We start from the raw sequence: 26,596 nt of genomic DNA on the forward strand, positions 1-26,596 counted from the left end.
AATCATGAACGCTCACTTCCGTCGCTGCTTCGTCTGTGCCGCTCTGCTGATCCTCTCCTTTTCCGCGCACCCGGCGCTCGACGCGCAAAGGCTGGGCGCGCGGATAGACGCGCAGGCGGGCCAGATCAGCTTCCGGGTCGCTGCGGCGCGGGCGACGCGGGTTGAACTGGAGATCTACGCCCAGGCCCAGGATGCCGACGAAGTCGCGAGCATCCCTCTTGCCAAAGGGGCGGACGGAGTCTGGATGGCGAGCCGGCCGCTCGCCGCACTGAGGGCCGTCGGCGTCACCGGTGCCGTTTATTACGGCTACCGCGCCTGGGGGCCCAACTGGCCTTACGATCCTGCCTGGAAGAAGGGCTCGTTGGCCGGTTTCATCTCCGACGTCGACGCCGAGGGTAACCGCTTCAATCCGAACAAGCTGCTGCTCGACCCCTATGCGCGCGAGATCAGCCACGATCCGCTCAATGCGCGGAACCTCGATGCGGAGATCTATACGTCGGGCGACAAGAGCCGGATCCGCGACAGCGGCCGCGTCGCGAGCAAGGCGATCGTGCTCGCGGACGATCCGTCGTCGACCGGCGCGAAGCCTGTCCGCCCCTTCAAGGACGACATTGTCTATGAGGTCCATGTCCGCGGCCTGACGATGAACGATCCCTCTGTGCCACCCGAGCTGCGCGGCAGCTATGCCGGGGCGGCGCTCAAAGCCGCCTACCTCGCGAGCCTCGGAGTCACCGCGGTCGAGTTCCTGCCGGTTCAGGAGACCCAGAACGACAGCAACGACGTCAATGCCGAGAGCACGGAAGGCGCGAACTATTGGGGCTACATGACGCTCGCGTTCTTCGCGCCGGATCGCCGCTATGCCTTCGACAGGAGTCCGGGCGGGCCGACCCGCGAGTTCAAGGCGATGGTCAGGGCTTTTCACGACGCCGGCATCAAGGTGCTGATCGACGTCGTCTACAACCATACGGGGGAGGGCGGAGCCTGGCGCTCTTCCGACAAGACCCTCTATTCGATCTTCTCTTTCCGGGGGCTGGATAACCCGGGCTACTATTCTCTGACTACGGATAAGCAGTACTCGTGGGACAACACCGGAGTCGGCGGCAATTTCAACACCCACAATCCGCTCGCCCAGGATCTGATCGTCGACTCGCTCGCCTGGTGGCGGGACGAACTGGGCGTCGATGGCTTCCGCTTCGACCTCGCCCCGGTGCTCGGCAATTCCTGCGAACACGCCTGTTTCAACTTCGACAAGATGGATCCGGACAACGCGCTGAACCGGATCGTCCGCGAGCTCGCTCCGCGTCCGGTCAACGGTGGCCCCGGCGTCGAGCTGATCGCCGAACCGTGGGCGATCGGCGGCAACTCCTATCAGGTCGGCGGCTTTCCGGCAGGATGGGCCGAGTGGAACGGGATCTACCGCGACCGCCTGCGTGCCGCGCAGAACAAGCTGGGCGTCGAACCCGTGCCCATCGGGGAGCTGGCGACCCGGTTGGCCGGCTCGTCCGACCTTTATGGCGATGACGGCCGCCTGCCTGGGCATTCGGTGAACTTTCTGGTCGCCCACGACGGCTTCACGCTGAAGGATCTGTATTCCTGTTCGGCGAAAGACAACGGACAGGCCTGGCCTTACGGTCCTTCGAACGGCGGCGAGGACAACAATCGCAGCTGGGATCAGGGCGGCAGCGCTTTCGATCAACGTCAGGCCGCGCGGACCGGTTTCGCGCTGCTGATGCTGTCGGCCGGCGTGCCGATGATAGTCGGGGGCGACGAATTTCTGCGCACACTGCGCTGCAACAACAATCCCTACAACCTCGACTCCCAGGCCAACTGGCTGAACTGGAGCCTGACGAACGATCAGGCGAACTTCTTCGCGTTCGCGCAGCGCCTGATCGCCTTCCGCACGGCGCACCTGGCGCTCCATCCGCTCGGCTTCTATTCGGACAGCGACAACAATGGCAACGGCCGGCCTCAGCTCGCCTGGTATTCAGCGAGCGGCGCACGCGCCGATGCGGCATTCTGGATCGACACGACGAATCACGCGCTGGCCTGGGCGCTGGACGGCACCGAGCTCGGCGACAGCGCATCGGCGATCTACGTCGCCTACAACGGGTGGTCGGATCGCGTCGACTTCACGCTGCCCGATCCTGGGGCGGGGCGAAGCTGGCACCGCGTCACCGATACCTGCAGCTGGAACGAAGGCGCCAACTCGGTCGCGATGCCCGGCAACGAGGCTTGGCTGGGCGGGCAGGGCGTCCGCTACGGCCTGTGCGGGCGCGGCGTGCTGCTGCTGATTGCGAAGTAAGTCATCCGGGGGCGTGAGCTCACTTTGATCGGGTCAGCGCCAAGACCGATCCTTTGGGCGCGCCGACAACCAAGGCTACGACGCTCAGGGCAAGCTGATCGAGAAACGGCGCGGCGCAGCGCTGACGCGCTTCGCCTACGACGGCAATGCCTAACAGGTGTCGGTCTCGCGCGACGGCACGGCGCTGGGCCGCTACCGGAACGACGCGTTCGGGCTGCGCGTCGAGAGAGAAGCCACCGACCCGATCCACCCGGGAGCGCCGCCGGTGCGCCGCACGACCTTCTGGGACGATCGCGCCGCGCTGCAGGACAGCGACGGTGACGCGCACGTCGTGGCGCGCTACGAGTTCGCGGGCGCGAGCCGGTCGGGCTGATCCACAGCGAGACGCTGTTCGACGCCTGGGGCAAGCCGCTCGTCGAGAGCGGCACGCCGGCCAACAGGGGTCAAGCTTGGAAACGGATTAGGATTCGCTCGCACAGTCGATCGAGTGCTTTCTTCGCAAACGATAGAGTTCAGATGTTCATCGCGCATATTCCGTCCGGCTACGTGTTCTCCTCATTGCTCGTCGAGAGGGTCCGCAATCTGCGGGCCAGCGCCTCCGCCGTGATCTCGTCCGGCATGCTCGGGGCTTGGGCGCCCGACTTCGATATGGCGTATTTCTATTTGCTTGATCACCGCCAAACCCACCATCACAGGTACTTTTCCCATTGGCCCATCGTCTGGCTGATTCTGCTTGCGGCCTCAGCTGTCTGGCTGCGGCTGTCTCGATTTTCGAAAGTCCCCATTCTGGCTCTGGTCTTTTGCTCAGGCGGCATGCTTCACCTTGTCCTCGACAGCCTGGTCGGCGATATCTGGTGGTTCGCGCCCTTTGTCGATCGGCCGTTCGCGATGTTTGTCGTGCCGGCCACTTTCGAGCCGTGGTGGCTGAATTTCATCCTGCACTGGTCATTTGGCGTTGAGCTGGCCATTTGCATCTGGGCTCTGCTCATCTATCGCAGGCGCCGCAGCGCTAAGGACTTGGGCTGACGCTCAAGCGGTCTCGCGCGACGGCTACGCCGTGGAGGCCGTCTGGCGGCAATGCCGATAGAATGTCCGGACGCTCTGTGGAGAGGAAAACGATGCAGTGTCCGAAGTGCCAAAATGACCGAACGCCCGCCGATACCGCTCCCGAGTGGCAGTGCCCGTCCTGCGGCGTGGTCTATGCGAAAGTTTGGCTTCTCGGACTAACTGAATTTATTGACTTCAAATGAACGCTAGGAACTGCGACGGCATGTTGATACCCGAAAGAGTGGCCAGCCCGGCAGCAAGGCTCTGTGCTGAGGCGAGCCGAGTGACGGGTTGGATCCTGCTGGGCGCCGTCCTGGCGTTGATGCAGAGCACGGATGCGCTGGCGCATGCGCGTGACCGCTTCCGCTGCATTCCGGCCGATGGCAGCGAATCCTATACGTCGCCCGGCTCTTGCCATTCGGACACTGATAAGCGCGAGCCCCTGACCGAGCAAGAGATGGCGGATGCTCTGGCTGCCGAGAGGCGTGGCTTACCCTTCTACCGGTGCACCGCTGCGGACGGCAGTTACAGCACAGTGATTCGCTCAGGGGAATGCCCTTCGGACACCGACACACGAACCACTGAGTACGCCCAGCAGGCAATTCCGAGCGTCCGGCAAGCTGCGTCCCAGCCGGCAAGCTCGCCGGCAGCCCAGTCTGAACCGGTGCGGCTCGAAGTGCCCGCCGTACAACAGGCAGCCACTGCGACGTCGGCTTCTGCCGCACCGGTGCCGGACGCGGGGCAGGTGCGCACTGGACCTGGTCTATTCGGAAAGCTGGGCCTTATGGTGCTGGTGGTGCTGGGCTTCTTCGCCGCTTTCGAGTGGCTTGGACGACGCCATGGACAGTCAAAAATTGTCGCCCAGCAAGCCCGCCGCAACACCTCGGACACGCAGCGGAGCAACCCCGCCACCACCGCCCCGCAGGCCCTGAGCCAGCCCATGAAGACCGGCGTCGATTTGAATCAACAGGCGCGGGTATTTCTGACTGCGCTCGACGAGGGGGCGGATTTGCCGGGCGGGCTGGACTTCCGGAAGGCGTTGCAGCAGAGCAGACTGGATTACACGCTGGAGAGTCTGGATCGTGTCGAACGGCTATTGAAGCAGATCAGACTCCGCTACTCGCCACAACGCGAGAACTGGAAGAGCCGGCCAAGTGCCGGAAATTTCTGCCTCATGCTGGCGTTCTATATGGGAACGGTGATTTCCAGGCAGACCAAGATCCCGATTCAATGGTGTTCCCGCGAACAGGCGGCTTCATTCATGCCAGCGGACATGCCCATTCCCGAAGCGGACTGGTCCAGAGTGGTCGGAATCATCGGCACATCGGCATGCGTTCCGCTGGGCTTGATCGAAGACAAGCTGTTCGACGAACCTGGCGACATGACGTGCCGGGGATATGTCGAACGCCTGGTTGCAAGGCTTCCGGAAGCTTCGCCTGCCGACGAGAACCAGCGTTGCGAAACAATGCTCGAAGCATTCTTTGCAGACAGGGACATCAAGGGCGGTCTGAAATTCAGGGAACAGCTCAAACTCATTCAGCCCGACTATTCCGCCCCAAGTCTGGAACGGCTGGATCAGTTGCTGAGATCCATACGCGCACGTCTCGCGCCACAGTATGAGGAATTCGTCAACAATGCGGATACGCAGAACTTCCTGCGTCTGGTGGCTTTCTACATCGGCATGACGGTGGCGCGCACCGGAAACATGTCCGTGAAATGGCTGGATTTTCAGCAGGCGCGAGAAGGAATTCCCGATCTGGAGTTTGCGTTTGAGACGACCTCGGTATGTGTGCTCAATGGGCGTGTGTATCTCCCCTTGGGGCTGGTTACCGAAATCCTGCTGCAACCGGCCCCGCAGCGGACCGTGGCGGAATGGGCTCGCGAGGCGCTTCGGTTTGCGTCAGCCCCGACCCCGTCCATCCTGCGCAACAGCTTGCTGTCGAATCCGGCCATCCCTCTCGATGGCCAGATTGCATTTGCCGTAAAGAAGGCGGGGTTCATGGCGGCATGGAGCATGTATGCGGTTGAGGGGGGCGGCACTGGTGCGCCCACCGTGTTTGTGCCTGGCGAAGGCGATACCGGTACATTCAAGGATTTCTCCTTCTACGGGACTCAAGAGGAAGCCTTTGCGGCAACGGATGGCCAGATGAGCGGCAATCCGCACAACGTGCCGTTTCAAATCATGAGCTTTGACGGGTATGCCAATCTGCATACCGGGCGCACCGATGCACTGACGATTGATCTGCGCATTTACCCGGGAAAATGGCCTGCGGCAAAAGAGGGACTCTCCATGACCGTAGCCTGTCCCTATCGTCACGCTGACAATCCGAGAGGGTTTGCAATTTTCAGTCCGAAACTGCTCGAATGTTCAGCGCCAACAGCATGGAATGACAGTATTTTCAAGAACTTCTAGCTTGGGATTCAGACATTCAAGGCGGGAGATTTTGACTGGTTCAAGTATCTGGATGAGCAAATCTGAAGCGCCATACGAGACCCGGGGGAAAGTCTTGCATTCACCCGGTTTTGCTCTGAAACAGGGCGGTCTCAAGAATCAAGTGCAACACGGTTTTGAAATTCTTGAATCTCCCTGGCCTGCGCCTCTTCCGGGGTGTTCCAGTCGAGCGTTTGCCGGGGTCGCTGATTGAGCAATCGGGCAATTTCGTTGAGCTGAGTTTGGCTGACGCTTGATAGATCCGCGCCCTTGGGCAGGAATTGGCGCAGCAGGCCATTGGTGTTTTCGTTGCTGCCGCGCTGCCAAGGCGCATGCGGATCGCAGAACCATATGTCGATGTTCAGCCGCTTTGAAAGTTTGGCGAGGCGGGCCAGTTCGTTTCCCCGGTCGTAGGGCAAACTCTCGCGCAGGAATGCGGGCAGCCTCTTCATCTGACGCGTAAAGCCCTCCATCTTGCAGAGCACTACAAAACGCGTCTCACGTTCGACCAGCGTGCCGACCGCCGAGCGGTTGAACGCCCCTTTGATGATGTCGCCTTCCCTGTGTCCCGGAACGAGCCGCTGCGCAATCTCCTCGGGGCGATTGACGATGCGCAGCTCCTCTGGGACAAAGCTTGCACCGGCCGCGCTCGTTCGGCGCGCCCCGCGCACACTCTTCTCCTGGCGCAGCGCCTGGATCATCTCATGCTTCAGGGCGCCGCACGCTGCGCTCACGCCGGGCGCGATAGTCCTTGGCCGCAGCCGTGGCGTCGTACGCTTCGCCCTGTTCTGTCTTGTTTCTGGAGAGCTCGCGCGAGACCGTCGATTCGCTTCGACCCAGCAGCCGGGCTATCCCCCGGCAACTCGTTTGACGCGCCTGCTCGATCATGATCGCCGCACGCTCTTCGGGGCTCATATGGCTGTAGGTTTTTCCCATCGCAACACTCTATCCTCGCAGGGGTGTTGCACTTGGAACTTGAGTCTAAGGGGGGGCACAAGCATTCGGTCAGCCGCGCTGGGCTCACTCCGCCCACTCGAAGTTGAAATTCTGCAGTGCGCTGACCGCGAGCGCCTGCCCGTTCTCGATATAGGCGGCGCAACGCGCCTGCTGAGCGGCACGCAGCGCCGCCTGATCCAGAGCCGGATAGCCGCTGCTGCGAACGAGGCTGATCCGGCTGACCGAGCCCTGCTCATCGACAAAGATGCGCATGATGACGCGCCCGGTCTCGCCGCGCCGCTTCGATCTTGCGGGATATTCGGGCTTGGGCACTTCGCAGCTCAGTTGGTGTATTTCGCGCGGAGCCTGCTTGGCCTCGGATCTGACGGGCAGGGCTGGCGGCGCTGCGGCTTGCGGTGCCGCAGTTTGCGGCGAAGTCGCTGCGGGCGGCTCGGTTGCCGTGGCTTCGCTTCGCGGTGCAGCGGGGGGCTCGGCGGCAATCTGCACCATCACTTCGCTGTTCGCCAACTCTGTGTTCATGATGCGCACTTCCCGCTGTGCTGGTGGCGGGGAGGGCGGCTCAGCGGTTTCCCGATCAGGGATCAAGCTGATCGTCACGCCCTCGCTCACCCGGTTCGCGAGGCTCACAGCGGCTTCGCTGCGCGAGGCGAGGCAGGCGGCGAGCGCGAGGCCATGGACCAGCACAACCAGCGCCAGCGCGCGGCAGTGGAACGCGACCGGGCCGCCTTGCCGCCCACCCGCCCTGAACTCGCCCGGCGACGGGCGGTCGAGTCCGTGCGCCGCGGTCAGTGTGGGGGCGAGGAGGGGGTGGGTTTGGGCGCTCATCGTGTTTGCCGGATCAGATGCGTTGCGAGTAGTACTCGACGACCAGCTGCATCTCGATCGGGAAGGGGATGTCGCTGACGGCGGGCAGGTGAGCGACGCTGGCGAGCTTTTTCGCTTCGTCGAAGGCGAGCCACTCGGGACGCGACAGCGCCGGCTCGGCGAGGCTGGCCTGGACGGCAGCGAGCTTGCGGCTCCTCTCGCGCAGAGTGATGACGTCGCCGAAGCGGAGCCGATAGGACGGGATGTCCACGGCGCGGCCGTTGACCTCGACGTGGCCGTGATTGACCAGCTGGCGCGCGGCCATCACGGTCGGCGCGAAGCCCGAGCGAAAGACCGCGTTGTCTAGCCGGCGCTCGAGCAGTTCGGCGAGCTTGTCACCGGTCGAGCCGCGATCGCGGCGCGCGTCGAGCACCAGGCGGCGCATCTGGTGCTCGGTGAGTCCGTAGTTAAAGCGCAGCTTCTGCTTCTCCTGAAGCTGCAGGCCGAAGCCGGACTTGCGCTGCGGGCGGGCGCCGTGCTGGCCGGGCGGGTTCGGGCGCTCACTGATGCTCTTGCGCGACAGGCCAGGCAGATCGACGCCCAGGGCGCGCATGACTTTCAGGCGGGGGCCGGTGTAACGGGACATCGTGTTCTCCTTCTATTTGGTCAGAATCAGCTTGCCGCTGCGGGTCGCCCGCAGCGTGTAACGCATGCCCTGGTGCTCGATGACCAGAGTCGTCTCTCCGCGCAGCAGTTCAGCGCTGGACAGGGTTCGTGGAGCTTCGATCGGGAGCGGAGCGGGGTTTGGGGCGGGAGTGCTCATCGCGAACTCCTCAGTGCAGCATTGGCGTGGGTGCAAACCCGAGCTGGGCGCTCAGTCGGGCCGCTTCCTCGCGTTTGTGCGCTTCGAGTTCCGCCTCCAGGCGCTGCCAGACTTCGGCGAGCTCTTCGCAGGTCCTGGCCAGCAGCGGGTCGGTGTCGGCGCGCTCGGCGAGCGCCGTCAGGTGCTTGACCAGGGCCTGAGCCTTGGCGCTGCTCAAGCCGTGGGCGGCCGAGCAGCTGAGCAGGTGAAGCGCGGCGGCCATCAGCGTGGCCGAGCGGGTCTGGGCGAAATCGGGATCCATGTCCATCTGCTTTCTCCTCTGTCAGGGTTTGACTGCGGGCGCGCGGGCCTGAGCTTCGGGCACATAGACCATCGCGCCGTCCTTGAGCCGGTAGGCCACGCCGGCCTTTTCGCCGTCGCCTCCGCCGATCTGGCCCTTGGCCTGGTAATGGGTGATCTTCTCGCCCTGTTTGACCGTGATCTCCATGTCCGGCTTGCCTGCGTTCCTGATGACCGTGACGTCGGCGGACGAGAACGGGTTGGCCGGGCTCTGGATCACGCTGATCAGCAGCGCGGCGATGATCACGAGGAAGACGTCGATCAGGTTCACGACCGACAGGATCGGATCGTCTCCCTCATCCTCGTGCAGGAAGCTCGACGGTGCGGCGCGGCGCGGCGGCGCGACGGCCGGCGCGGTCTCGATGGCGCTGGCGGGCGCGTTCACGCTTGCACCTGCCGGTTCAGCCACAGCATCTCTTCGGCCAGCCAGCGCCGGCGCACGCCGACGATCAGAAAGGTGATTGCGGCCGCGATCAGGGCCAGGATCACCGCCGAGAACGCGATCGTCAGGCTCATGCCGACGTTGCCGATCTTGCCGTCGGAGAGCGAGCGCAGCGCCGGCCCCATCGGGATCATCGTTGCCACCAGACCCAGCATCGGCGCGACGCGGGTCGCGATCCGCGGCTTTTCGAGCAGCTTGTGGGCGGCCACGTCGAGCGCTTCCGGATCGATCAGGCGACGGGCTCGGGCGAGCGCGATCAGGCTGTAGCCGCGGCCGCTCTCCGGTGCGTTGCGGGCCCTCAGGGCGGCCTGGATCAGGAAGTCGCCCAGCGCCCAGAAAGCATAGAGGAACAGGATGGCGACCAGGGTCAGCACCGGCAGCAGGAAGAGCTGGCCGATGTCGTACATCATCGATTCGAGCGGATTGGGGGTCATGCGAAGTCCTTGTGTAAAACGGGATGGGGTGAGAAGAGGAGGCGGCGCAGCGCGCCGCCACTGAGCGCGAGCAGCATCAACGAGCCGCCGAAGAGCCAGGCGATAGAGGGGGGCGGCGGGACCGGGGGTGCCACTTTTTCGAGGCGGATGCCGCGCACCGGAGCCTGGGGGGCGACCGGGCGGCTCTGAGCCTGCGCGTTCGTTTTCGCCGCCCCCGGCTTCGCCGCACCGGTAGCGGGGCGCACCGCAGCCGCCCGCAGGCCAAAGCCGGTCCCGCGCGGTGCCGAACGGGAATCGACGTAGGCGAGGAAGGTCTTGTTGCCGCTCCGGATGTCGAAGCGGCGGGAGAGCTCCTGCCAGCGGCGGGAGAGTTCGCGGACCGTCGCGTCGTCGGCCTTCCAGTAGTCCTTACGGGCGGCCTCAAGCATCCTTTCGATCATCTGTGCCTGAGCCTGGGGCGCGTTTTTCTCGAACCACTTGTCCATGCCCAGTTTGTACTTGTCGCGGACATAGACGTCGGCGAACTGCTGCCACTGATCGTCGCGGACGATCTCGGGCGAGGTCGCGGTCCAGCCCCAGAAGTTGTTCAGCGCGTCGAGCATGTGCAGCGCGCCCGAATAGCCTTCGGCCTGCATGCCTTTGATCCAGCCCGGATGGAAGTTGCGGGTCGCGAGCTCGGCGGCGAGAAAGCCCGCCGCGCTCTCGGTGCGCGAGGCGCGCGGATCGCGCAGGTTCGAGATCAAGAGCTCGGGTGCCTTGCCTGTCAGGTGGCGCACCGCGAGGCCGATCCCGCCCAGATACTGGAAGGGGTCGTCGGTGGTCAGCATGCCGTAGAGGTTCGAGGAGCGGGCCAGCAGCGCCGCTTCGACGCCCTTCAGGTTCTCGGCATAGAGGTTCAAGCCGTCCAGCTTCTGCCCCCATTCCTTCTCGTCCGGGCCATAGGCGTACTGCATCCGCGCGAGATAAAGTTTGGCGAGCTTCGCATCGGCCGCCGCGCCCTTGCCCGCGAAGCTGTCGGAGGCGAGTGTCGCGTCGTTGAGCCCGGTGCCGTAGCCGCCCGACTCGTTGCTGAAGATCCGGGTGTCGGCCAGTGCGGCGAGCCTGGCCTCGGGCAGGCCACGGCCGGCGAGTGCGCTGCGGATCGCCTCCGAGCTGGCGCGGACTGCGTTGTCCGGCTCCTTCTCGGCCGCGGCGAGCCTGACCGCTTCGGCGAGCCACTTGATCACGTTCGGGAAGTGGTCGCGATATAGGCCGGTGGCCGACAGCACGACGTCGACGCGAGGTCTTTTCAGCTCCTTGGCCGGGATCAGCTCGACGCCGGCGAGGCGTCCGCCCTCGTCCCACTTCGGCCTGACGCCCAGCGCGGCCATGGCCTGGGCTTCGAGCACGCCGGCGTGGCGCATCGTCTCAACGCTCCACAGCGAGAAGGCGAGCTTCTTCGGCGCCTGGCCGTGACGCTGACGATACTCGGCGATCATCGCTTCGGTCGCTTCCCGGCCGGCCTCCCAAGCCTGGCGGGTCGGGATCTTCGCGGGGTCGAAACCGTAGAGGTTGCGCCCGGTCGGCAGCGACTCGGGGTTGCGCACCGGGTCTCCCCCGGTGTGCGCAGGCACATATTCGCCATTGAGGCCGGCGAGCAGGCCCGCGAGTTCAGGCGTCGCATCGAGGCTCGCCCACAGCGCCCGGGCGCGTGCGAGATCGGCGCGCAGCGCCGCGTCGCGGACCTCGTCGTCCGGCGCGCCTTCGATCAGATGGTGGCGCAGCAGCGCAAAGGGGCGGCTCGCGGCAAGTTTCTCGTAGTCGATTGCGAACAGCTCCTGGGGTTCGGCGGGTTCCAGGCGCTTGTAGAAGTCCTGGCCCAGCATCGTCATCACCGTGTAGAGGCGAAGCTCGTCGGACTTGTTCTCGCCGAAGCTGTGCAGGCCGTAAGGCTGGAGCTGGGCGGCCAGTGCGTGCAGGTGATCGTGCAGCGCAGTGAGCCAGTCAGCGAAGTTCGCCTCGGCGCGCGACCGCGGCCAGCCCATGTCCTCAAAGAGGTGCAGCTCCGTGCCGCGTTTGAGCAGATCGCGGCGCAGCGCATCGCGGACCCCGCCTTCGTCCTGGCCCAGGTACTGGTGGAGCAACTCGTGGGTGGCGTTGAGTTCGGTGTGCAGGCCGGCCGGGCGGAAGCTCGGGGTCTGGTGGCTGATGATCGTCGCGCGACCGCGGCGCTTGGCCTGCAACGCTTCACCGACGTCGTCGATGATGTAGGGATAGACGACGGGCACGTCACCGACGGCGAGGAAGGGCTGGTCGTCGACGGAGAGGCCGCGCTCCTTGCCCGGCGTCCATTCCTGGGTGCCGTGAGTGCCGAAGTGCACCAATGCATCGCGGCCATTGCGCGCCCACAGATAGGCGGCCAGATAGAAGTGGTTCAGCGGCTCCTTGGTCGAGTGGTAGAGCGCTGCTTCCTTGTCGTCGCGGCGATCGCCGCGTGGGGGCACCGGCATCAAGGCGACCTTGCCCAGCTCGAGGCGGGGGATCACGAAACCGGCTTCGCCATCGCGGCGCAGAACCATCGCACTGTGCTCGGGCTCGCCCCAACGCGTCGTGATCTGGGCTTTGAGGGCCGGAGGCTGGGCGTCGAACCAGCGGCGGTATTCGCTGATCGGCATCCAGACTGCGAGGCCCGCATCGAGCAGAGGTTCAAGTTCACCGTCGCGGTAGAAGGGCGCGAGCAGGCGGCCGAGTTCGCGGGTCAGCGTCTGGGCGTCGCGCGTCTCGGTGCGGTAGCCGGCCGCCTTCAGCGCCGCCAGCGTTGCGGCGAGGCTCTTGGGCTGGTTCAGGAAAGAGGCCGACAGGTTCTTCTCGCCGGGCGGGTAGTTGTAGAACAGGATGGTGACGCGCTTTTCGGCGTTGTCAGTGCGGTGCAGACGGGCGAGCTTCATCGCCTTGCTCGCGACGCTGGCCACCTGCGGCAGGATGGCTTCGACCTTGCCGCTGGCCTTGTTGATCGCCGAGACGATCATCGGGTCCATGCTGCCGGCGATCTCGCTCTGCACGAGGTAGAAGGGCAGATCGATCAGGCGCATGCCCTGCGGGTCGGCGTGCCAGTCGGCGGCGTCTCCGCGGCGGTAGGGGATGGCCTGCAGCACCGGAACGCCCAGACGCGCGAACTCGCTGCGTCGGCCCGTTGCGTCGTACATGATCTGGTTGTTGATCAGTACGTCGACGAGGCGCTTGCCGTTTGGTGCGGCCATCTTCAGGAACTGGTCCTCGCCGCTCATCGGCGTGTAGAAGACCAAGGCGCGGCCGCCGCGCGCTTCGATCGCCCCGATCAGCGCGTCGATGTAGGCGGTATCGACGCCCGACACATAGGTCTGGTGGATGCTGACGCCCACGACCGGTTGCCCCACCTCGCCCGAGACGGCCAGAGCTTCATCGGGGCTGCTCGTCACGGCCCCGGCGAGGCGGGGGTGGTAGTAACCCGCATCGGGCATCAGAAGCGGCGGCGGGATGTCCTTGTCCTCGCCGAGGTTGAACTGGCGCGCGGCGAGCAGGCGGGCCGCCGCTTCGAGGTTGCTCCGGCCGCCGTGGGCGAGGTAGAGGGGGAGTGCGGTCGCGACGCCGGCCGCGAGGCCCTTCGCTTCGCTGCGACCGCCGTCGATCAGCAGCCGGGCTCCGCTGCGCTCGCTCCACTTCGCGCCGAGCCGGCCCAGCATCGCTTCGAGCAGACCGGGGCGGGGCGTCTCGACGATCAGCAGATCAGCGCCTGCGACGAAGCTCGTCAGCGCCGCATCGTCGAGGCGTTCGATGTAGCGCGCCTCGACCCGCAGACCGCGCCTCTGAGCGGCTTCGGCGAGAACCTCGTACTTGCCGACCGGTGCTGGCGCGCTGCTGAGGATTGCGATGCGGGGGGCGGCCGCGAAGGCCGGAACGGCTACGAGCAGAGCCAGACCGAGCCAGACAGCACGCAGCAGACGTGTCCAACCCATCTCAGTAGTCCAGTTTCACGGTCAGCGCGAAGTTGCGACCGGGTTGCGTATAGAACTCCGGCGCCAGATCGTTCGCGGTCAGGCCGGCGCGGCGCACATCGCCCCACAGGTAGTAGCTCTTGTCGAACACGTTGTTCAGCGCGACGTTGATCCTGACCCTGGACTGGATCTGCCACCAGGCCGACAGGTCATTGACCCCGTAGCCCGAGGGACGGTAGTAGTCGGTGCTGGACGTGTCGATGTGCTCCTTGCCCGAAGCCGCGCGCAGCCGCCACTCGGCGCCCCACTTGTCGGACGGGGTCCAGGCCGCGGCGACGCTGATGCGCTTGGGCTCGACGCTGTTGAGCGGCTCGCCGGTCGAGGTGACCGAGCCCTGCGTGACCGCCAGCGCGGCGCTCAGGCGCAGGGCCGGCAGAGCCTGCCAGTAGCCGCGCAGCTCGCCGCCGCGGATCACGACGCCGTCGAGGTTCTGGTACTGGTAGGTCGAGTAGCCGGTGACGCCTCTGGGGTCTCCCGAGGGGAGCAGCGTGTATTCGATGAATTTGCTGTAGTGGTTCTGGTAGAGCGAGAACTGGCCGCCCCAGCGCGGGCCCGCATACTTGGAGCCGATCTCGACGCTGCGGCTGGTCTCGGGCTCGAGCTCGGGGTTGCCGATTACCGCGTAGCGCTGCGATCCGTTCGCGAACCAGCGGTTCAGCTCCTCGTAGTTCGGACCGCGGTAGCCCTCGACGTACTGCGCATAGAGGTTCCAGTCCGGGCTCATCGCATAGAGCGCGGCGAGCTTGGGCGAGAGGTGGCTGTCCGACTTGCTGACCGCGCTGCGCCCGTCGGTGCGCTTGTAGAGCGGATCGTCTTCGGGAGAGAGCTTGAAGCTGTCGAAGCGCAGGCCGGGGACCAGGCTGAGGGCGCCGACACGGATCTCGTCCTGGGCGAAGAGGCCGAGCTGGTCGGTGTGACCGCGCGGATAGTCGGTGCGCGGATAGGTGTCGCCGATCAGCGTGTTCGAGCTCGCACCGGTGGCCAGGTTGGTCCAGGTCATGTATTTGGCTTCCTCGGTCCGCGTGCGCAGTAGGTCCGCTCCCCAGGTGGCCTGCTGGGGCAGCCACAGCGTGAAGGCTTTCTCCTGCTGCACCGAGAGACCGGTGTGGCTCTGCCGGTAAGCGAAGTTCTGATCGACGCGGCAGTTCGTCGTGCCGGCGCTCGATGCCGAGCAGCTCGAAGAGGTGTTCGTGCGCAGCTGCAGGTTCTCGTTGTCGGTGGCCTGGCGCTGCGCGTAGAGCCGGACCGCGAGGCTGTCGAACCAGCTCGCGGTCGGCGTGTAGTCGTAGTCGAGCACGATGCGGTCGCGCTGCAGCGAGTCGGAGCCGAGGTTGGTCGTGATCCGCGCGAGGCTCGCGGTGTTGCCGACGCGCTGGGCGTCGACGTCGGTCTGGCTCTCCTTGTGCTCCAGCGTTAGTTTGAAGCGGTGCGCGGCGCTGGGCGTGAAGACGACTTTGCCGAGCAGGTCGGTCTTTTTCCAGGAGAGCGGGTTCGGTGCGCTGCGCGTGCGGCCCTGCACTGCGACGTCGCCCTGGTTGTCGGTCTCCTGGCCGTGGGCTTGACCGACCATCAGCAGGCTCTGGAGCTTGTCGCCGCCAGTCGCGAGGTAGGCGGTGCTCCGCGTGCTCTTGTCGGCCGAGTAATAGCCCAGCGAGGCGCCGGTCGCGAAGCTGCGGCCCTTGAGCAGATCCGCGGGGTCCAGGGTCAGGAAGCCGACCACGCCACCGATCGCATCCGAGCCGTAGAGGCTGGAGCTCGGGCCGCGCACGATCTCGATCTGTTTGAGAAATTCGACGAAAGGCAGGTCGCGGTTGTTCGCGTCGTAGTTGGTCGTGCCCGGGCTGCGGAAATCTGCGCCGCGTACGCCATCGGTCAGCATCAGCACGCGATTGTCCTCGATGCCGCGAATGTTGATGGTGCCCTCGCCGAAGCGGCGCGAATCGCCCGGCAGACTCACGTCGGGCTCGTCGGCCAGCGCGCGGGTCAACGAGGTCGCGCCGCTTCGCTCGATCTGCTTGCGCGTCGTCGCGGTCACGGTGCCGGCCACGTCCTTGGTCTGGGCTTCGGAGCGGGTGGCCGTGACGACGACGTCCTTCAGTTCGGTCTCGGTCGGCGTGGCCGCTTGCACTTGGCTGGCCAGTGGCCAGGCGCAGAGGATTGCCAGCGCGAGGCGCTGAGGCCTGAATCGTTCGGTCTGGGGGGCTGCGCGGCGCGCGGCGCTGTCTTTTTTTGCCATCGTGATCGTTCCTGTGAGAAAGAACGCTGGCTTGCGGGCGATGGCCGCTGGCTTGCGCAAAGGGGGAGGGGCCGTGGCTCTGTTCCAACCCTTCCCGGCCCGGATGCGGTCTGCTGTCAGGGCATGGGGCGAATTATATGCAAATGAGAATCATTCGCAAGTAAGGCAGGATCTGTCGGAATCATCCCCAGGCTTTCGCGCGGCTCAGGGAGCTGATGCAGCCGGCGACGGCCGGGGGAGGACTGCGGTGAGCCTTCCTCGACGCATCAGCTTTGCCGACCCGGAGCGCCTGAGCCTGATCTTCGACGCGGAAAACCGCGCCGAATGGCAGAACACCGGATACATCCTCGAGCATCTGGCGTTGACGGCCGGGATGCGGGTCGCGGACGTCGGCGCGGGCACCGGCTACTTCACCGAACTCTTCGCGCGCGAGATCATCGAGGGCGTGATCCACGCCCTCGACCCTGAGCCGAACATGCAGGCGCACATGCGCGAGCGCTTTGCCCGGGTCCGCGTCGGGGCCTGTCTTCCGGCGAACCCCTGTCTGCCGGAAGACCTCGATCTGGTCTTCCTCGCCAACGTCTATCGCTTCATCGAGGACAGGTCGGGTTTTCTCACCCGACTCGCCGAGCAGGTCGGTCTCCAGACCCGGATCGTGTTCGTCGACTTCAAAGGCGAGAGCAGCTGGGTCGGGCCGCAGCAGGCCGAAGCCGAAGTCAGGCAGGCGGGCTTCGCTGTCCGGCAGCTCGATCTCGTGGGCTGTCCGGATCACTACATCATGAGTTTCGGCAAACCCTGAATAGAGTGAGCACTTGTCCTCCGTCTCCGGCGCAGGGCGAGTGGCATTTGGTGGTCGGAACTTCTCGCGGCAACTACTTCGTGACTGGCGCCATGCTGTGGCGCGACTAGCCAAGCTTCTCGAACGTGAAGGTGCGCATTGATTTCTTGCTGCCTCAACACTTGAGCTCAGCGGCCATTGAAAGAGCTCAGTTGGAGCGAAGAGTTGGATGGTTCATTGGTTATCCCAACCAAAGAGGGCAAGCACAATATCAGGCTGACCGAGCATGGCTAGACCCAAGGCACCGAGCAAGAGGCCAAAGAGGATAGCTGGGATTCCCGTGATGTAGCCAGAAGGCTCTTGGCCTTCCCAGCCATAGGCAATACGTCGCCGATAAAGTTGAACTACCGCTCCAGCCAGAGTGGCGGCGCCAAGCCACCGCATTCCGGCACGTGAGCTGACGAACGCAAACAGCACAATCGTAACCACAAACGAAGCCCATCCGACGATGCGTCGAATCGATAGCTTTTCGGGTGAAGAATTCTGCATAACCATCTTTCGTTTGACGCGAAGGAACGTCGCAAACGCAGCTTTTGGACGATTCGTCTAGTAGGAATTACTAGTCGCGACGAGGGTTGCATCGCGGAGGCTTTGATGTGTGAACGTAAGCTCTACCCCGCTAGAAAAATGGAGGAGTGCCCCGACTTCTACAGCGGAACCCCAGTAGCGAACATCATCAAGCGTAGAGCCGACAACGCCCTTCATCTCATTGAGATTGAGAAGCACAAGTACGCTTGAAATCCGATCATTGACAGGCTCTCCTGGTATTTCTGTTTTGCGCCAGAAGATCGTGTTTCCATCGAAGCAGAGCTGTAACCAGGCATCGTTGAACTTGAAATATGCCGAGTTGGCTGGGTCAGATAGCACACCATCAACTTGATGCTGCATGAGATAAAAACCAGAGCACGAAGCACCAAGGACCGGTGGCTCGTCGCCATTTAGATAGTACGGGGGCTGGGCGGATTTCATAAAAGGCTAACTTGATATGTCTGTCGCTCCTTTGCTACAGACGGCCTTCGAGTGGTCTTATTTCTGCAGGATAAAAGCCTACATCAGGTTTCATGGCGTCCGCCACCCTTCCGGGCTGGGTTCTGGGGCGGCGGGAGAATCCACTCAGGTCGCGGAGTCATCGAGAACCCGGGGCGCAGACAGCGGCCGGTGCGGCTTCCTTGCTGGCTTTCTTCGATCTGTTGGACCAAAACGAAAAAGCCGCTGATTCTTTCGAATCAGCGGCTTTGAATCCTGTGGTGGAGAGGATGAGGATCGAACTCACGACCTCCGCATTGCGAACGCGGCGCTCTCCCAGCTGAGCTACCCCCCCACAAGAGAAGCGCATTATAGCGGGCAATTTTGCTGCCTGGCAAGCACTTTTTTTCGCCGGCCTTGTCCGGGTGGCATAATCGAGGTCTTTCCCGCATCGCCCGGGCCCGGGCTGCGGTGTTTCTGGAGCATACATGGCGCGTTATCCGGCTTACCTTCGCTTTCCTTCCGTCTGTGGTGACTCCTTGGTCTTCGTGACCGACGACGACCTCTGGTCGGCGCCGCTCTCGGGCGGAGTCGCGCGAAGGATCTCGGGGGGCAGGGGGCTGGTCGGCTTCCCGAGGCTCTCGCCCTGCGGGCAGTGGCTCGCCTTCATCGCGACCGACGAGACCCATTCCGAGCTCTATGTGATGCCCGCTCAGGGTGGGCCGGCTCGCCGGCTGACCTGGCTGGGCGGACAGACCCACGTCGCGGGCTGGACTACGGACGGCAAGATCCTCTTTTCGAGCAACGCGAATCAGCCTTTCTTCCATCTGCGCCAGCTCTTCACGATCGGTCTCGACGATCCGCTGCCGACCGTGCTGCCCTGGGGGATGGCCAGCGACATCGCCTTCGGGCCGGACGGCGCCTGCGTGATCGGCCGCGATACGCGCGATCCGGCGCTGTGGAAGCGCTACCGGGGCGGCACGGCGGGTCACTTCTGGATCGACCGCGAAGGCTCAGGCGACTTCACCCGCCTCGCGATCGCCGGGATGGGTGAGGGGGGCAGCAACCTCGCCTGTCCGATGTGGATAGGGAACAGGATCTGGTTCATCTCCGATCACGAAGGCATAGGCAATCTGTATTCCTGCGCCGTCGACGGCCAGGAGCTGCGCCGCCATACCGGACACAGCGAACACTATGTGCGCAACGCGAGCACCGATGGCGTGAACATCGTCTATCAGTGCGGGGGCGCGATCTGGCGCCTGTCCGTCGCCGATGGTGCGAACGCCCCCGTTCCGCTCGAAGTGCCCGCCGCCCGGCCTCAGCTCGCCCGCAAGTTCGTGTCGGGCGAGGCGGCGCTCGATTCGTTCAGCCTCCATCCCGACGGCCATTCGCTGGCGCTGTGTGTGCGCGGCAAACCGGTGACCCTGCCTTTGTGGGAAGGCGCGATGCGCCAGTACGGCGAAGCCCAGGGGGTGCGTTACCGGCTGCCGTTGTGGCTCGCCGACGCGTCCGGCGTCGCGATGATCTCGGACGAGGGCGGCGAGGAGCACCTTGAACTGCACAGCGAGGACGGCGTCAAGACGCTCAAGGGCGACTTCGGCCGCGCGATCGGCCTCTACGCTGCACCTTCTGGCCAGAAGCTGGCGCTGACCAATCACCGCAACGAGCTGTGGCTGGTCGACTTCGCGACATCCGAGGCGCGCCAGCTCGACCGCTGCGATTTCCGGCGCATCGAGGAGCCGGCCTTCTCGCCGGACGGGCGCTGGCTCGCTTATGACTTCGGCGTCTCGCGCTCGACGCGGGCGATCAAGCTGATGAATCTGGAGAGCGGCGAGCAGATCTTCGCGAGCGGCCAGGATTTCGACGACTTCTCGCCGGCCTGGGATCCGCAGGGCAAATACCTGTATTTCCTGTCGACGCGGCTCTTCGAGCCGGTCTACGACGAGGTGGTTTTCGATCTGGGCTTTCCGCGCGCGACCCAGCCTTTCCTGGTCGCTCTGCAGGAGGATGCTGCCGACCCCTTCGAGCCCGCGCCGCGCGGTTTCGGCGACGAGGACGACGGCGAGGATGAGGAGGGTGAGGGCGAGGCCGAGAAGGAAAAGCCCCCGCTGGCGATCGACCGCGAAGGGCTGATCGCGCGGATCCGCCCCTTCCCTGTTCCGGCCGGCCGCTACGGGCGGATCGAGGCCGCCGGAGAACTCGTCTACTGGACTCTGCACCCGGTCGTCGCCGAGAGCGATTCGGCCGAGGACGAGGAGCCCGACGCGTTGCTGCAGAACTGGAACTTCGAGACCCGGCAGGTCGAGACCGTGCTCGACTCCGTCGCCTGCTTCCAGCTGGCACCGGACGGAGAGGCTCTGCTGGCGGATACCGCGGACGGTCTGCGCGCCTTCAAGATCGGCGAGAAGCCCAAGGACGATCTGGCCGCCGAGGAGTTCTCGCGCGAGACCGGCTGGGTGGATCTGGACCGGGTCCAGGTTGAAATCGATCCGGCAGCCGAGTGGCGGCAGATGCTGCGCGAAGTCTGGCGCCTGCAGCGCGACCAGTTCTGGACCGCGGACATGAGTGGAGTCGACTGGGCAAGGATCTGGTCGCGCTACGCGCCCCTGCTCGACGCGATCAGCACCCGCGAAGAGCTCTCCGATCTGATCTGGGAGATGCAGGGCGAGCTGGGCACTTCGCACTGCTACGAATTCGGCGGCGATCGCAAGCGAAGCGCGCCGCTGCCTCTGGGCTATCTGGGCGCCGATTTCGCCTGGGACGACGAGACGCAGGTCTACCGCGTCGCCCGCGTGCTCAAGGGCGATGTCTGGCGGCCCGCGCACGCCTCGCCGCTCGCCGCGATCGGCGTCTCGGTCAAGGCGGGCGAGCGTCTGCTCGCGATCGACGGTCTCGCCTGCGACCGGCTTCATCCGCCTCAGGCGAGGCTCGTTTCGCGGGCCGGGCGCAAGGTCGAACTGCTGGTCGCGAACGAGGACGGCAGCAAGCGGCGCCGCGTCGTCGCGCGCGCGCTCGCTTCCGAGGAGCCGGTGCGCTATCGCGAGTGGGTCGAGGCGCGCCGCGCGCAGGTTCATCAGGCATCAGGCGGGCGGCTGGGCTATCTGCACATCCCGGACATGGTGACCTGGGGCTTTGCCGAGTTTCACCGCTATCTGCGCACCGAGAGCCTGCGCGAAGGTCTGATCGTCGATGCGCGCTTCAACCGCGGCGGGCACGTTTCCCAGCTGCTGCTCGAAAAGCTCGCGCGCCAGGTGCTCGGCTACGACGTGTCGCGCTGGGGCGCGCCCGAGCCTTATCCGCAGAATGCGATCGCCGGTCCGCTGGTCTGCATCACGAACCAGCACGCGGGCTCCGATGGCGACATCTTCTCGCACTGTTTCAAGCTGATGAAGCTGGGGCCGCTGGTCGGGACCCGGACCTGGGGGGGCGTGATCGGGATCTGGCCGCGCCATACGCTGGTCGACGGGACGGTCACGACCCAGCCCGAATTCAGCTTCTGGTTCGCCGATGTCGGCTGGGGAGTTGAAAACCGCGGCGCCGAGCCCGATCATGAAGTCGATGTCTCGCCCCAGGATCATGCGGCGGGACGCGATCCACAGCTCGAAAGGGCGGTGGCGCTGGCGCTGGAGGCGCTCGCGCGCAGGCCGGTCAAGGCGCCGGATTTCTCCGGGCGGCCACACCTGAGCCTGCCCGGATAGGCGGGTTCATAAAGTCTGCGAGGATTTTTGATGTAAAGGGGAGGGGTCAAGCCTTGTGTCATGGCCCCGGATCAGAGTACATTCACGCGTTTAGCGACGAATCGAGTCGGAGTCTGATGTGAGCGGTTTCCTGTTTGGTCTCATCCTTACTGTCCATGTGCTGGTCGGCCTTGCGGTGATCGGTCTGGTTTTGTTGCAACACGGCAAAGGCGCCGATGTCGGCGCATCGTTTGGCGGTGGCGCATCGGGGAGCGTGTTCGGGTCCTCGGGCTCGGCAAACTTTCTGAGCCGGACGACGGCGGTTCTGGCGGCACTCTTTTTTGTGACCAGCCTGACGCTGACCTATATCGCGAGCCACGCGAATCGCCAGGGCGGTAGTGCGCTCGAAGGCGTTGTGCTGCCCAAGACGCCGGCCGCCACGAAGAGTGTGCCTGCTGCGGCTTCCGCTCCGGTTGCGGCGCAATCCGCGAACCAGGACGTTCCTAAATAATTTTCATTTAGGAATTGCGTTTTTTTTTGTAGTCTGTATAATTCGTTTCTGTTGTGAGAGTGCCGACGTGGTGAAATTGGTAGACACGCCATCTTGAGGGGGTGGTGGCGCAAGCCGTATGAGTTCGAGTCTCATCGTCGGCACCAGAAATTCGGAAACGCCCGCGATTCAGCGGGCGTTTTTCTGCAAGATCACAATTCCTGAAATATCCGCGATCATGCTAGAAAACTATTTCCCGGTATTGGTTTTCATTGTTGTTGGTCTTGCGGTCGGCGTTTCGATGGTCCTCTGTGGCCGCATCTTCGGACGCTTCAATCCCGATCAGAATAAATGCGCTCCCTATGAGTGCGGTTTCGATACTTTCGAAAATGCGCGCGTCAAATTCGATGTTCGCTATTATCTGATCGCAATTCTGTTTATCCTGTTCGATATCGAAATCGCTTTCCTGCTGCCCTGGGCTTCAATCGTCCGCGACATCGCGGCGAATGATTCCATGCGCGTCTTTGGTTTCTTCGAAATGCTTGTTTTCCTGGCTGTTCTGGTCGTCGGCTACATCTATGTGCGGGCGCGCGGAGCGTTGGACTGGGAATAAGGTCTTTCGGCTGGCGGGGGCTGGTCGTCTGGGGGATTCATGAGTATCGAAGGTGTGCTGTCCGAAGGGTTCGTCACGACGAACATCGACACGGTCATCAATTGGACGCGAACCGGTTCGCTGTGGCCGGTCACGTTTGGCCTGGCCTGTTGCGCGATGGAAATGATCCATGCCGGTTGCGCGCGCTATGACCTGGACCGTTTCGGGATCATCTTCCGCCCGAGTCCGCGTCAATCCGACCTGATGATCGTTGCCGGAACTCTGTGCAACAAGATGGCGCCGGCTTTTCGGCGCGTCTACGACCAGATGTCCGAGCCGCGCTGGGTTCTGTCGATGGGCTCCTGTGCCAATGGCGGCGGCTACTACCACTATTCCTATTCGGTTGTCCGGGGTTGCGACCGCATCGTTCCGGTCGATGTATATGTCCCCGGCTGCCCGCCGACCGCCGAGGCTCTGCTCTACGGCATCATCCAGCTGCAAAACAAGATCAAGCGGACAAGCACGATTGCGCGCTGAGCGCCCGGGGTAGTCATGACGAAAATTGAAAGGCTGCGCGAATCGCTGCAGACCAGCTTGGGCGAGAAGATTGTCGGTCTCGTCCTCGATCGCGGAGAGCTGACGGCCGAAGTCGCGGCCGCCGATTATCTTGGCGTCGCCCTCGCGCTGCGCGATACCCCCGAGCTCGGCTTCGAACAGCTGATCGATCTCACGGGCGTCGACTACTCGACGCACGCCGGCTATCAGGACAAGCCCCGCTACGCGGTGGTCGTTCATCTGCTGTCGCTCGCGCACAATGTCCGCCTGCGCCTGAAGGTCTTCGCTCCCGATGACGGTTTCCCTGTGCTCCCCTCGCTGGTCGAGGTGTGGCGCTGCGCGAACTGGTACGAGCGCGAGGCCTACGACCTGTTCGGCCTGATGTTCGATGGCCACCCGGATCTGCGCCGGATCCTGACCGACTACGGCTTCGTCGGCCATCCTTTCCGCAAGGATTTCCCGATCTCTGGCTATGTCGAGATGAGCTATGACCCAGAACAAGGGCGGATCGTCTATCAGCCGGTTACGATAGCGCCGCGGGAAGTGACGCCGCGCATCGTTCGCGAAGAGAATTACGGGCAGGCTCATCATGGCTGAAATTCGCAATTATTCGATCAATTTCGGGCCACAACACCCTTCTGCGCATGGGGTTTTACGCCTGATCCTCGAACTCGACGGCGAAGTCGTCGAGCGTGCCGATCCGCATATCGGCTTGCTCCACCGCGGGACCGAAAAGCTCGCCGAGACGCGCACCTGGATCCAGTCCGTTCCCTACATGGATCGGCTCGACTATGTGTCGATGATGAGCAACGAGCACGCCTACTGCCTCGCGGTCGAGAAGCTGCTCGGCATCGATGTGCCGCTGCGCGCCCAATACATCCGCGTGATGTTCGACGAGATCACGCGCCTCTTGAATCACCTGATCGGCATCGGTTCGCACGGCCTCGATATCGGCGCGATGACGGTGATGCTCTACACCTTCCGTGAGCGCGAAGACCTTCTCGATGTCTATGAGGCGGTTTCGGGTGCGCGGATGCACGCGGCCTATTTCCGTCCGGGCGGCGTCTATCGCGATCTGCCCGATACGATGCCCAAATACAAGGTCTCGCGTTTTCGCGATGCGAAGACCGTAGCGGACATGAACAGCACGCGGGAAGGCTCTCTGCTCGATTTCCTCGAGGCCTTCACCGAACGCTTCCCCGGCTATGTCGACGATTACGAGACGCTGCTGACCGACAACCGGATCTGGAAGCAGCGCACGGTCGGAATCGGCGTCGTGACGCCCGAGCAGGCGAGGGCGCTGGGCTTCACCGGTCCGATGCTGCGCGGCTCGGGAATCGAATGGGATTTGCGCAAAAAGCAGCCCTACGAAGTCTATGACCGACTCGATTTTGATATTCCGGTCGGAACCAATGGCGATTGTTACGATCGATACCTGGTGCGGATCGAGGAAATGCGCCAATCGAACCGGATCATCCGTCAGTGCATCAAATGGCTGCGCGAGAATCCGGGACCGGTCATCACCGAGAACCGCAAGGTTGCGCCGCCGTCGCGCGCCGTGATGAAGGAAAGCATGGAAGGCTTGATTCACCACTTCAAGCTCTTCAGCGAAGGCATCCATGTGCCGGCGGGCGAAGTCTATGCGGCGGTCGAGCATCCGAAAGGTGAATTCGGCGTCTATGCGATCTCCGACGGGGCCAACAAGCCTTATCGCCTGAAACTGCGTTCTCCGGGTTTCCCCCATCTGGCGGCGATGGACGAGATGGCGCGCGGACACATGATCGCCGACGTTGTCGCGATCATCGGTACGATGGATATCGTGTTCGGCGACGTCGACCGCTGAACCCTCCGTCCTCAATTGGAACTGGCAAGATGCTGAATGCGGAATCGCTGAAGAAAATCGATGCGGAGATAGCCAAATATCCACCCGCGCAGAAGCAGTCGGCCGTGATGTCGGCGCTGCGGATTGCGCAGCAGGAGAAGGGCTGGCTCGCGAAGGAAACGCTCGAATTCATTGCGGATTATCTGGGCATGCCCGCGATCGCCGTCCTCGAAGTGGCGAGCTTCTACAACATGTACGATCTCGCTCCGGTCGGTCGTCACAAGCTGACGGTGTGCACGAATCTGCCCTGCGCGCTCTCGGGCGGCGTCGAGGCGGGGGAATACCTGAAGAAGAAGCTCGGTATCGAATACGGCGAGACGACGCCGGACGGCCGCTTCACGCTGAAGGAAGGCGAGTGCATGGGAGCTTGCGGCGATGCTCCGGTCTTTCTGCACAACAATCACAAGATGTGCTGCAAGATGAGCGAAGCCGAAATCGACAAGCTGATCGCGGAGCTGAGCGAATGAGCGGCTTTCTGCTGGAAGGGCTGGACGGCGACCAGGGCTGGCACCTCGCCGACTACGTCAGGCGCGGCGGCTATCGGGCGCTGAAGAAGATCCTCGCCGAGAAGCTCACGCCCGAGGCCGTGATCGCTGAGGTCAAGGCTTCATCGCTGCGCGGACGCGGCGGCGCCGGTTTCCCGACCGGACTCAAGTGGAGCTTCATGCCGCGGCAGACCGACGGTGCGAAATACGTCTGCTGTAATTCGGACGAAGGCGAGCCGGGGACTTTCAAGGATCGCGACCTGCTCCGTTACAACCCGCACGCAGTCATCGAGGGCCTGATCATCGCCGGCTACGCGATGGGCTGCGAACGCGGCTACAACTACATTCACGGCGAGATCTTCGAAATCTATGAACGCTTCGAGGAAGCGCTCGCCGAGGCCAGAGCCGAGAATCTGCTTGGCGCGTCGATCCTCGGGACCGACTTCTCGTTCGAACTGTTCGCGCATCACGGCTATGGCGCCTACATCTGCGGCGAGGAAACCGCGCTGCTTGAATCGATAGAGGGCAAGAAAGGCCAGCCTCGCTTCAAGCCGCCTTTCCCTGCCAGCGTCGGTCTGTTCGGCCGTCCGACGACGATCAACAACACCGAGACCTTCGCGTCCATTCCCTACATCATCAACGAGGGCGCGGAAGCTTTTTTGAATCTGGGCAAGCCGAACAACGGCGGTACCAAACTCTTCTCGATCTCGGGCCATGTGAGCAAGCCGGGTAACTACGAGCTGCCTCTGGGCACGCCTTTCCCCGAGCTGCTGGAACTGGCCGGAGGCGTGCGCGGTGGTCGTCGCCTGAAGGCGGTGATTCCGGGGGGCTCTTCGTCACCGGTGCTTCCCGCCGAGATCATGATGGGCTGCACGCTCGACTACGACTCGATCGCGAAAGCGGGCTCGATGCTCGGCTCGGGCGCGGTGATCGTGATGGACGAGAGCACCTGCATGGTCAAGGCGCTGGAGCGCCTGTCCCGCTTCTATCACGAAGAATCCTGCGGTCAATGCACGCCTTGCCGGGAAGGCACGGGCTGGCTCTACCGCGTACTGCACCGGATCGAGAACGGGGAAGGGCGGCCGGAAGATCTGGATCTGCTCGACAGCGTTGCAGAGAACATCATGGGTCGCACGATCTGTGCCTTGGGAGATGCCGCCGCGATGCCGGTGCGCAGCTTCATCAAGCACTTCCGGAGCGAATTCGAATATCACGTCGAACACAAACGGTGCCTGGTGCCGCTTGAGTTGCAGCGTGAAGGCAGCAAGATCTACGTAGGCTGA

23 protein-coding genes, 2 tRNA genes and 1 pseudogene are annotated in these 26,596 nt (G+C 63.8%); 14 read left to right on the plus strand and 12 right to left on the minus strand.

The features are described 5' to 3' along the window. The first annotated feature begins 4 nt into the window (after positions 1-4). The 4 genes from ACHFB9_RS08190 (at position 5) to ACHFB9_RS08205 (ending at position 5,762) form a co-directional block, all read left to right on the plus strand. Complete coding sequence (locus ACHFB9_RS08190) at positions 5-2,302, plus strand: glycogen debranching protein (protein ID WP_417070993.1); 2,298 nt, start codon at positions 5-7, stop codon at positions 2,300-2,302. Between the two features lie 157 nt (positions 2,303-2,459). Next, the gene (locus ACHFB9_RS08195; protein WP_417070995.1) at positions 2,460-2,675 is read left to right on the plus strand and encodes a hypothetical protein; all 216 of its coding nucleotides are present in this window, start codon (positions 2,460-2,462) and stop codon (positions 2,673-2,675) included. Positions 2,676-2,818: 143 nt separating this feature from the next. Then, positions 2,819-3,328, plus strand: a complete 510-nt coding sequence (locus tag ACHFB9_RS08200; protein ID WP_417070997.1) for a metal-dependent hydrolase — start codon at positions 2,819-2,821, stop codon at positions 3,326-3,328. Between the two features lie 244 nt (positions 3,329-3,572). Next, positions 3,573-5,762 carry a hypothetical protein gene (locus tag ACHFB9_RS08205; protein ID WP_417070998.1) on the plus strand — a complete coding sequence of 730 codons (2,190 nt, stop codon included), beginning with the start codon at positions 3,573-3,575 and terminating at the stop codon, positions 5,760-5,762. Between the two features lie 131 nt (positions 5,763-5,893). Here the strand turns inward: ACHFB9_RS08205 and ACHFB9_RS08210 are convergent. The 9 genes and pseudogenes from ACHFB9_RS08210 to ACHFB9_RS08250 form a co-directional block, all read right to left on the minus strand. Next, positions 5,894-6,716 (minus strand): annotated as a pseudogene (locus tag ACHFB9_RS08210) (IS30 family transposase). An 84-nt stretch (positions 6,717-6,800) separates the two neighbouring features. Further along, positions 6,801-7,562, minus strand: a complete 762-nt coding sequence (locus ACHFB9_RS08215) for an energy transducer TonB (protein WP_417071000.1) — start codon at positions 7,560-7,562, stop codon at positions 6,801-6,803. Between the two features lie 13 nt (positions 7,563-7,575). Next, the gene (gene rpsD / locus ACHFB9_RS08220; RefSeq protein WP_417071002.1) at positions 7,576-8,187 is read right to left on the minus strand and encodes a 30S ribosomal protein S4; all 612 of its coding nucleotides are present in this window, start codon (positions 8,185-8,187) and stop codon (positions 7,576-7,578) included. Positions 8,188-8,199: 12 nt separating this feature from the next. After that, positions 8,200-8,364, minus strand: coding sequence for a hemin uptake protein HemP (hemP, locus tag ACHFB9_RS08225; RefSeq protein WP_417071004.1), 165 nt, complete (start codon positions 8,362-8,364; stop codon positions 8,200-8,202). Between the two features lie 10 nt (positions 8,365-8,374). Next, complete coding sequence (locus ACHFB9_RS08230; protein WP_417071006.1) at positions 8,375-8,671, minus strand: hypothetical protein; 297 nt, start codon at positions 8,669-8,671, stop codon at positions 8,375-8,377. Positions 8,672-8,686: 15 nt separating this feature from the next. Beyond that, a complete protein-coding gene (locus ACHFB9_RS08235) occupies positions 8,687-9,088 on the minus strand; it encodes a DUF2149 domain-containing protein (RefSeq protein WP_417071008.1) in 402 nt (133 codons plus the stop codon). Then, entirely contained in the window at positions 9,085-9,579 is a 495-nt protein-coding gene (locus tag ACHFB9_RS08240) for a MotA/TolQ/ExbB proton channel family protein (protein ID WP_417071009.1), read from the minus strand. The genes ACHFB9_RS08235 and ACHFB9_RS08240 overlap by 4 nt, the downstream gene beginning before the upstream one ends. Then, positions 9,576-13,553 (minus strand): cobaltochelatase subunit CobN, encoded by a 3,978-nt coding sequence (gene cobN / locus ACHFB9_RS08245; protein WP_417071011.1) that lies wholly within the window; start codon positions 13,551-13,553, stop codon positions 9,576-9,578. The genes ACHFB9_RS08240 and cobN overlap by 4 nt, the downstream gene beginning before the upstream one ends. A gap of 1 nt (position 13,554) precedes the next feature. After that, the gene (locus ACHFB9_RS08250; RefSeq protein ID WP_417071013.1) at positions 13,555-15,828 is read right to left on the minus strand and encodes a TonB-dependent hemoglobin/transferrin/lactoferrin family receptor; all 2,274 of its coding nucleotides are present in this window, start codon (positions 15,826-15,828) and stop codon (positions 13,555-13,557) included. 247 nt (positions 15,829-16,075) lie between these two features. Between ACHFB9_RS08250 and ACHFB9_RS08255 the strand changes: the two genes are divergently transcribed. Beyond that, positions 16,076-16,627 (plus strand): methyltransferase domain-containing protein, encoded by a 552-nt coding sequence (locus tag ACHFB9_RS08255; protein ID WP_417071015.1) that lies wholly within the window; start codon positions 16,076-16,078, stop codon positions 16,625-16,627. A 213-nt stretch (positions 16,628-16,840) separates the two neighbouring features. Here ACHFB9_RS08255 and ACHFB9_RS08260 read toward each other — a convergent pair whose 3' ends face one another. The 3 genes from ACHFB9_RS08260 to ACHFB9_RS08270 form a co-directional block, all read right to left on the minus strand. Continuing rightward, the gene (locus tag ACHFB9_RS08260) at positions 16,841-17,155 is read right to left on the minus strand and encodes a hypothetical protein (RefSeq protein WP_417071017.1); all 315 of its coding nucleotides are present in this window, start codon (positions 17,153-17,155) and stop codon (positions 16,841-16,843) included. A 57-nt stretch (positions 17,156-17,212) separates the two neighbouring features. Continuing rightward, a complete protein-coding gene (locus ACHFB9_RS08265) occupies positions 17,213-17,635 on the minus strand; it encodes a hypothetical protein (protein ID WP_417071019.1) in 423 nt (140 codons plus the stop codon). Between the two features lie 276 nt (positions 17,636-17,911). Further along, positions 17,912-17,987: transfer RNA gene (locus ACHFB9_RS08270), tRNA-Ala, on the minus strand. A 133-nt stretch (positions 17,988-18,120) separates the two neighbouring features. On the opposite strand from ACHFB9_RS08270, the gene ACHFB9_RS08275 reads away from it, so the two are divergent. From ACHFB9_RS08275 to nuoF, 9 genes are all read left to right on the plus strand, one after another. Beyond that, entirely contained in the window at positions 18,121-21,330 is a 3,210-nt protein-coding gene (locus ACHFB9_RS08275) for a S41 family peptidase (RefSeq protein WP_417071021.1), read from the plus strand. A 118-nt stretch (positions 21,331-21,448) separates the two neighbouring features. After that, positions 21,449-21,820, plus strand: coding sequence for a preprotein translocase subunit SecG (secG, locus tag ACHFB9_RS08280; protein ID WP_417071023.1), 372 nt, complete (start codon positions 21,449-21,451; stop codon positions 21,818-21,820). A gap of 61 nt (positions 21,821-21,881) precedes the next feature. Continuing rightward, a tRNA-Leu gene (locus ACHFB9_RS08285) sits at positions 21,882-21,966 on the plus strand. 71 nt (positions 21,967-22,037) lie between these two features. Further along, the gene (locus ACHFB9_RS08290; RefSeq protein ID WP_417071353.1) at positions 22,038-22,412 is read left to right on the plus strand and encodes an NADH-quinone oxidoreductase subunit A; all 375 of its coding nucleotides are present in this window, start codon (positions 22,038-22,040) and stop codon (positions 22,410-22,412) included. Positions 22,413-22,451: 39 nt separating this feature from the next. Then, positions 22,452-22,928 (plus strand): NuoB/complex I 20 kDa subunit family protein, encoded by a 477-nt coding sequence (locus tag ACHFB9_RS08295; protein WP_417071025.1) that lies wholly within the window; start codon positions 22,452-22,454, stop codon positions 22,926-22,928. A 15-nt stretch (positions 22,929-22,943) separates the two neighbouring features. Continuing rightward, on the plus strand, positions 22,944-23,543 hold the full coding sequence (locus tag ACHFB9_RS08300; protein ID WP_417071027.1) for an NADH-quinone oxidoreductase subunit C: 600 nt from the start codon (positions 22,944-22,946) through the stop codon (positions 23,541-23,543). Next, entirely contained in the window at positions 23,536-24,789 is a 1,254-nt protein-coding gene (locus ACHFB9_RS08305) for an NADH-quinone oxidoreductase subunit D (protein ID WP_417071029.1), read from the plus strand. The genes ACHFB9_RS08300 and ACHFB9_RS08305 overlap by 8 nt, the downstream gene beginning before the upstream one ends. A 29-nt stretch (positions 24,790-24,818) precedes the next feature. Next, entirely contained in the window at positions 24,819-25,295 is a 477-nt protein-coding gene (gene nuoE, locus ACHFB9_RS08310; protein WP_417071031.1) for an NADH-quinone oxidoreductase subunit NuoE, read from the plus strand. Beyond that, positions 25,292-26,596 carry an NADH-quinone oxidoreductase subunit NuoF gene (gene nuoF / locus ACHFB9_RS08315; RefSeq protein ID WP_417071033.1) on the plus strand — a complete coding sequence of 435 codons (1,305 nt, stop codon included), beginning with the start codon at positions 25,292-25,294 and terminating at the stop codon, positions 26,594-26,596. Before nuoE ends, nuoF begins: the two co-directional genes overlap by 4 nt.

Origin of the sequence: Niveibacterium terrae (assembly GCF_048213115.1) — a bacterium.
Taxonomy (GTDB): Bacteria; Pseudomonadota; Gammaproteobacteria; order Burkholderiales; family Rhodocyclaceae; genus Niveibacterium; species Niveibacterium terrae.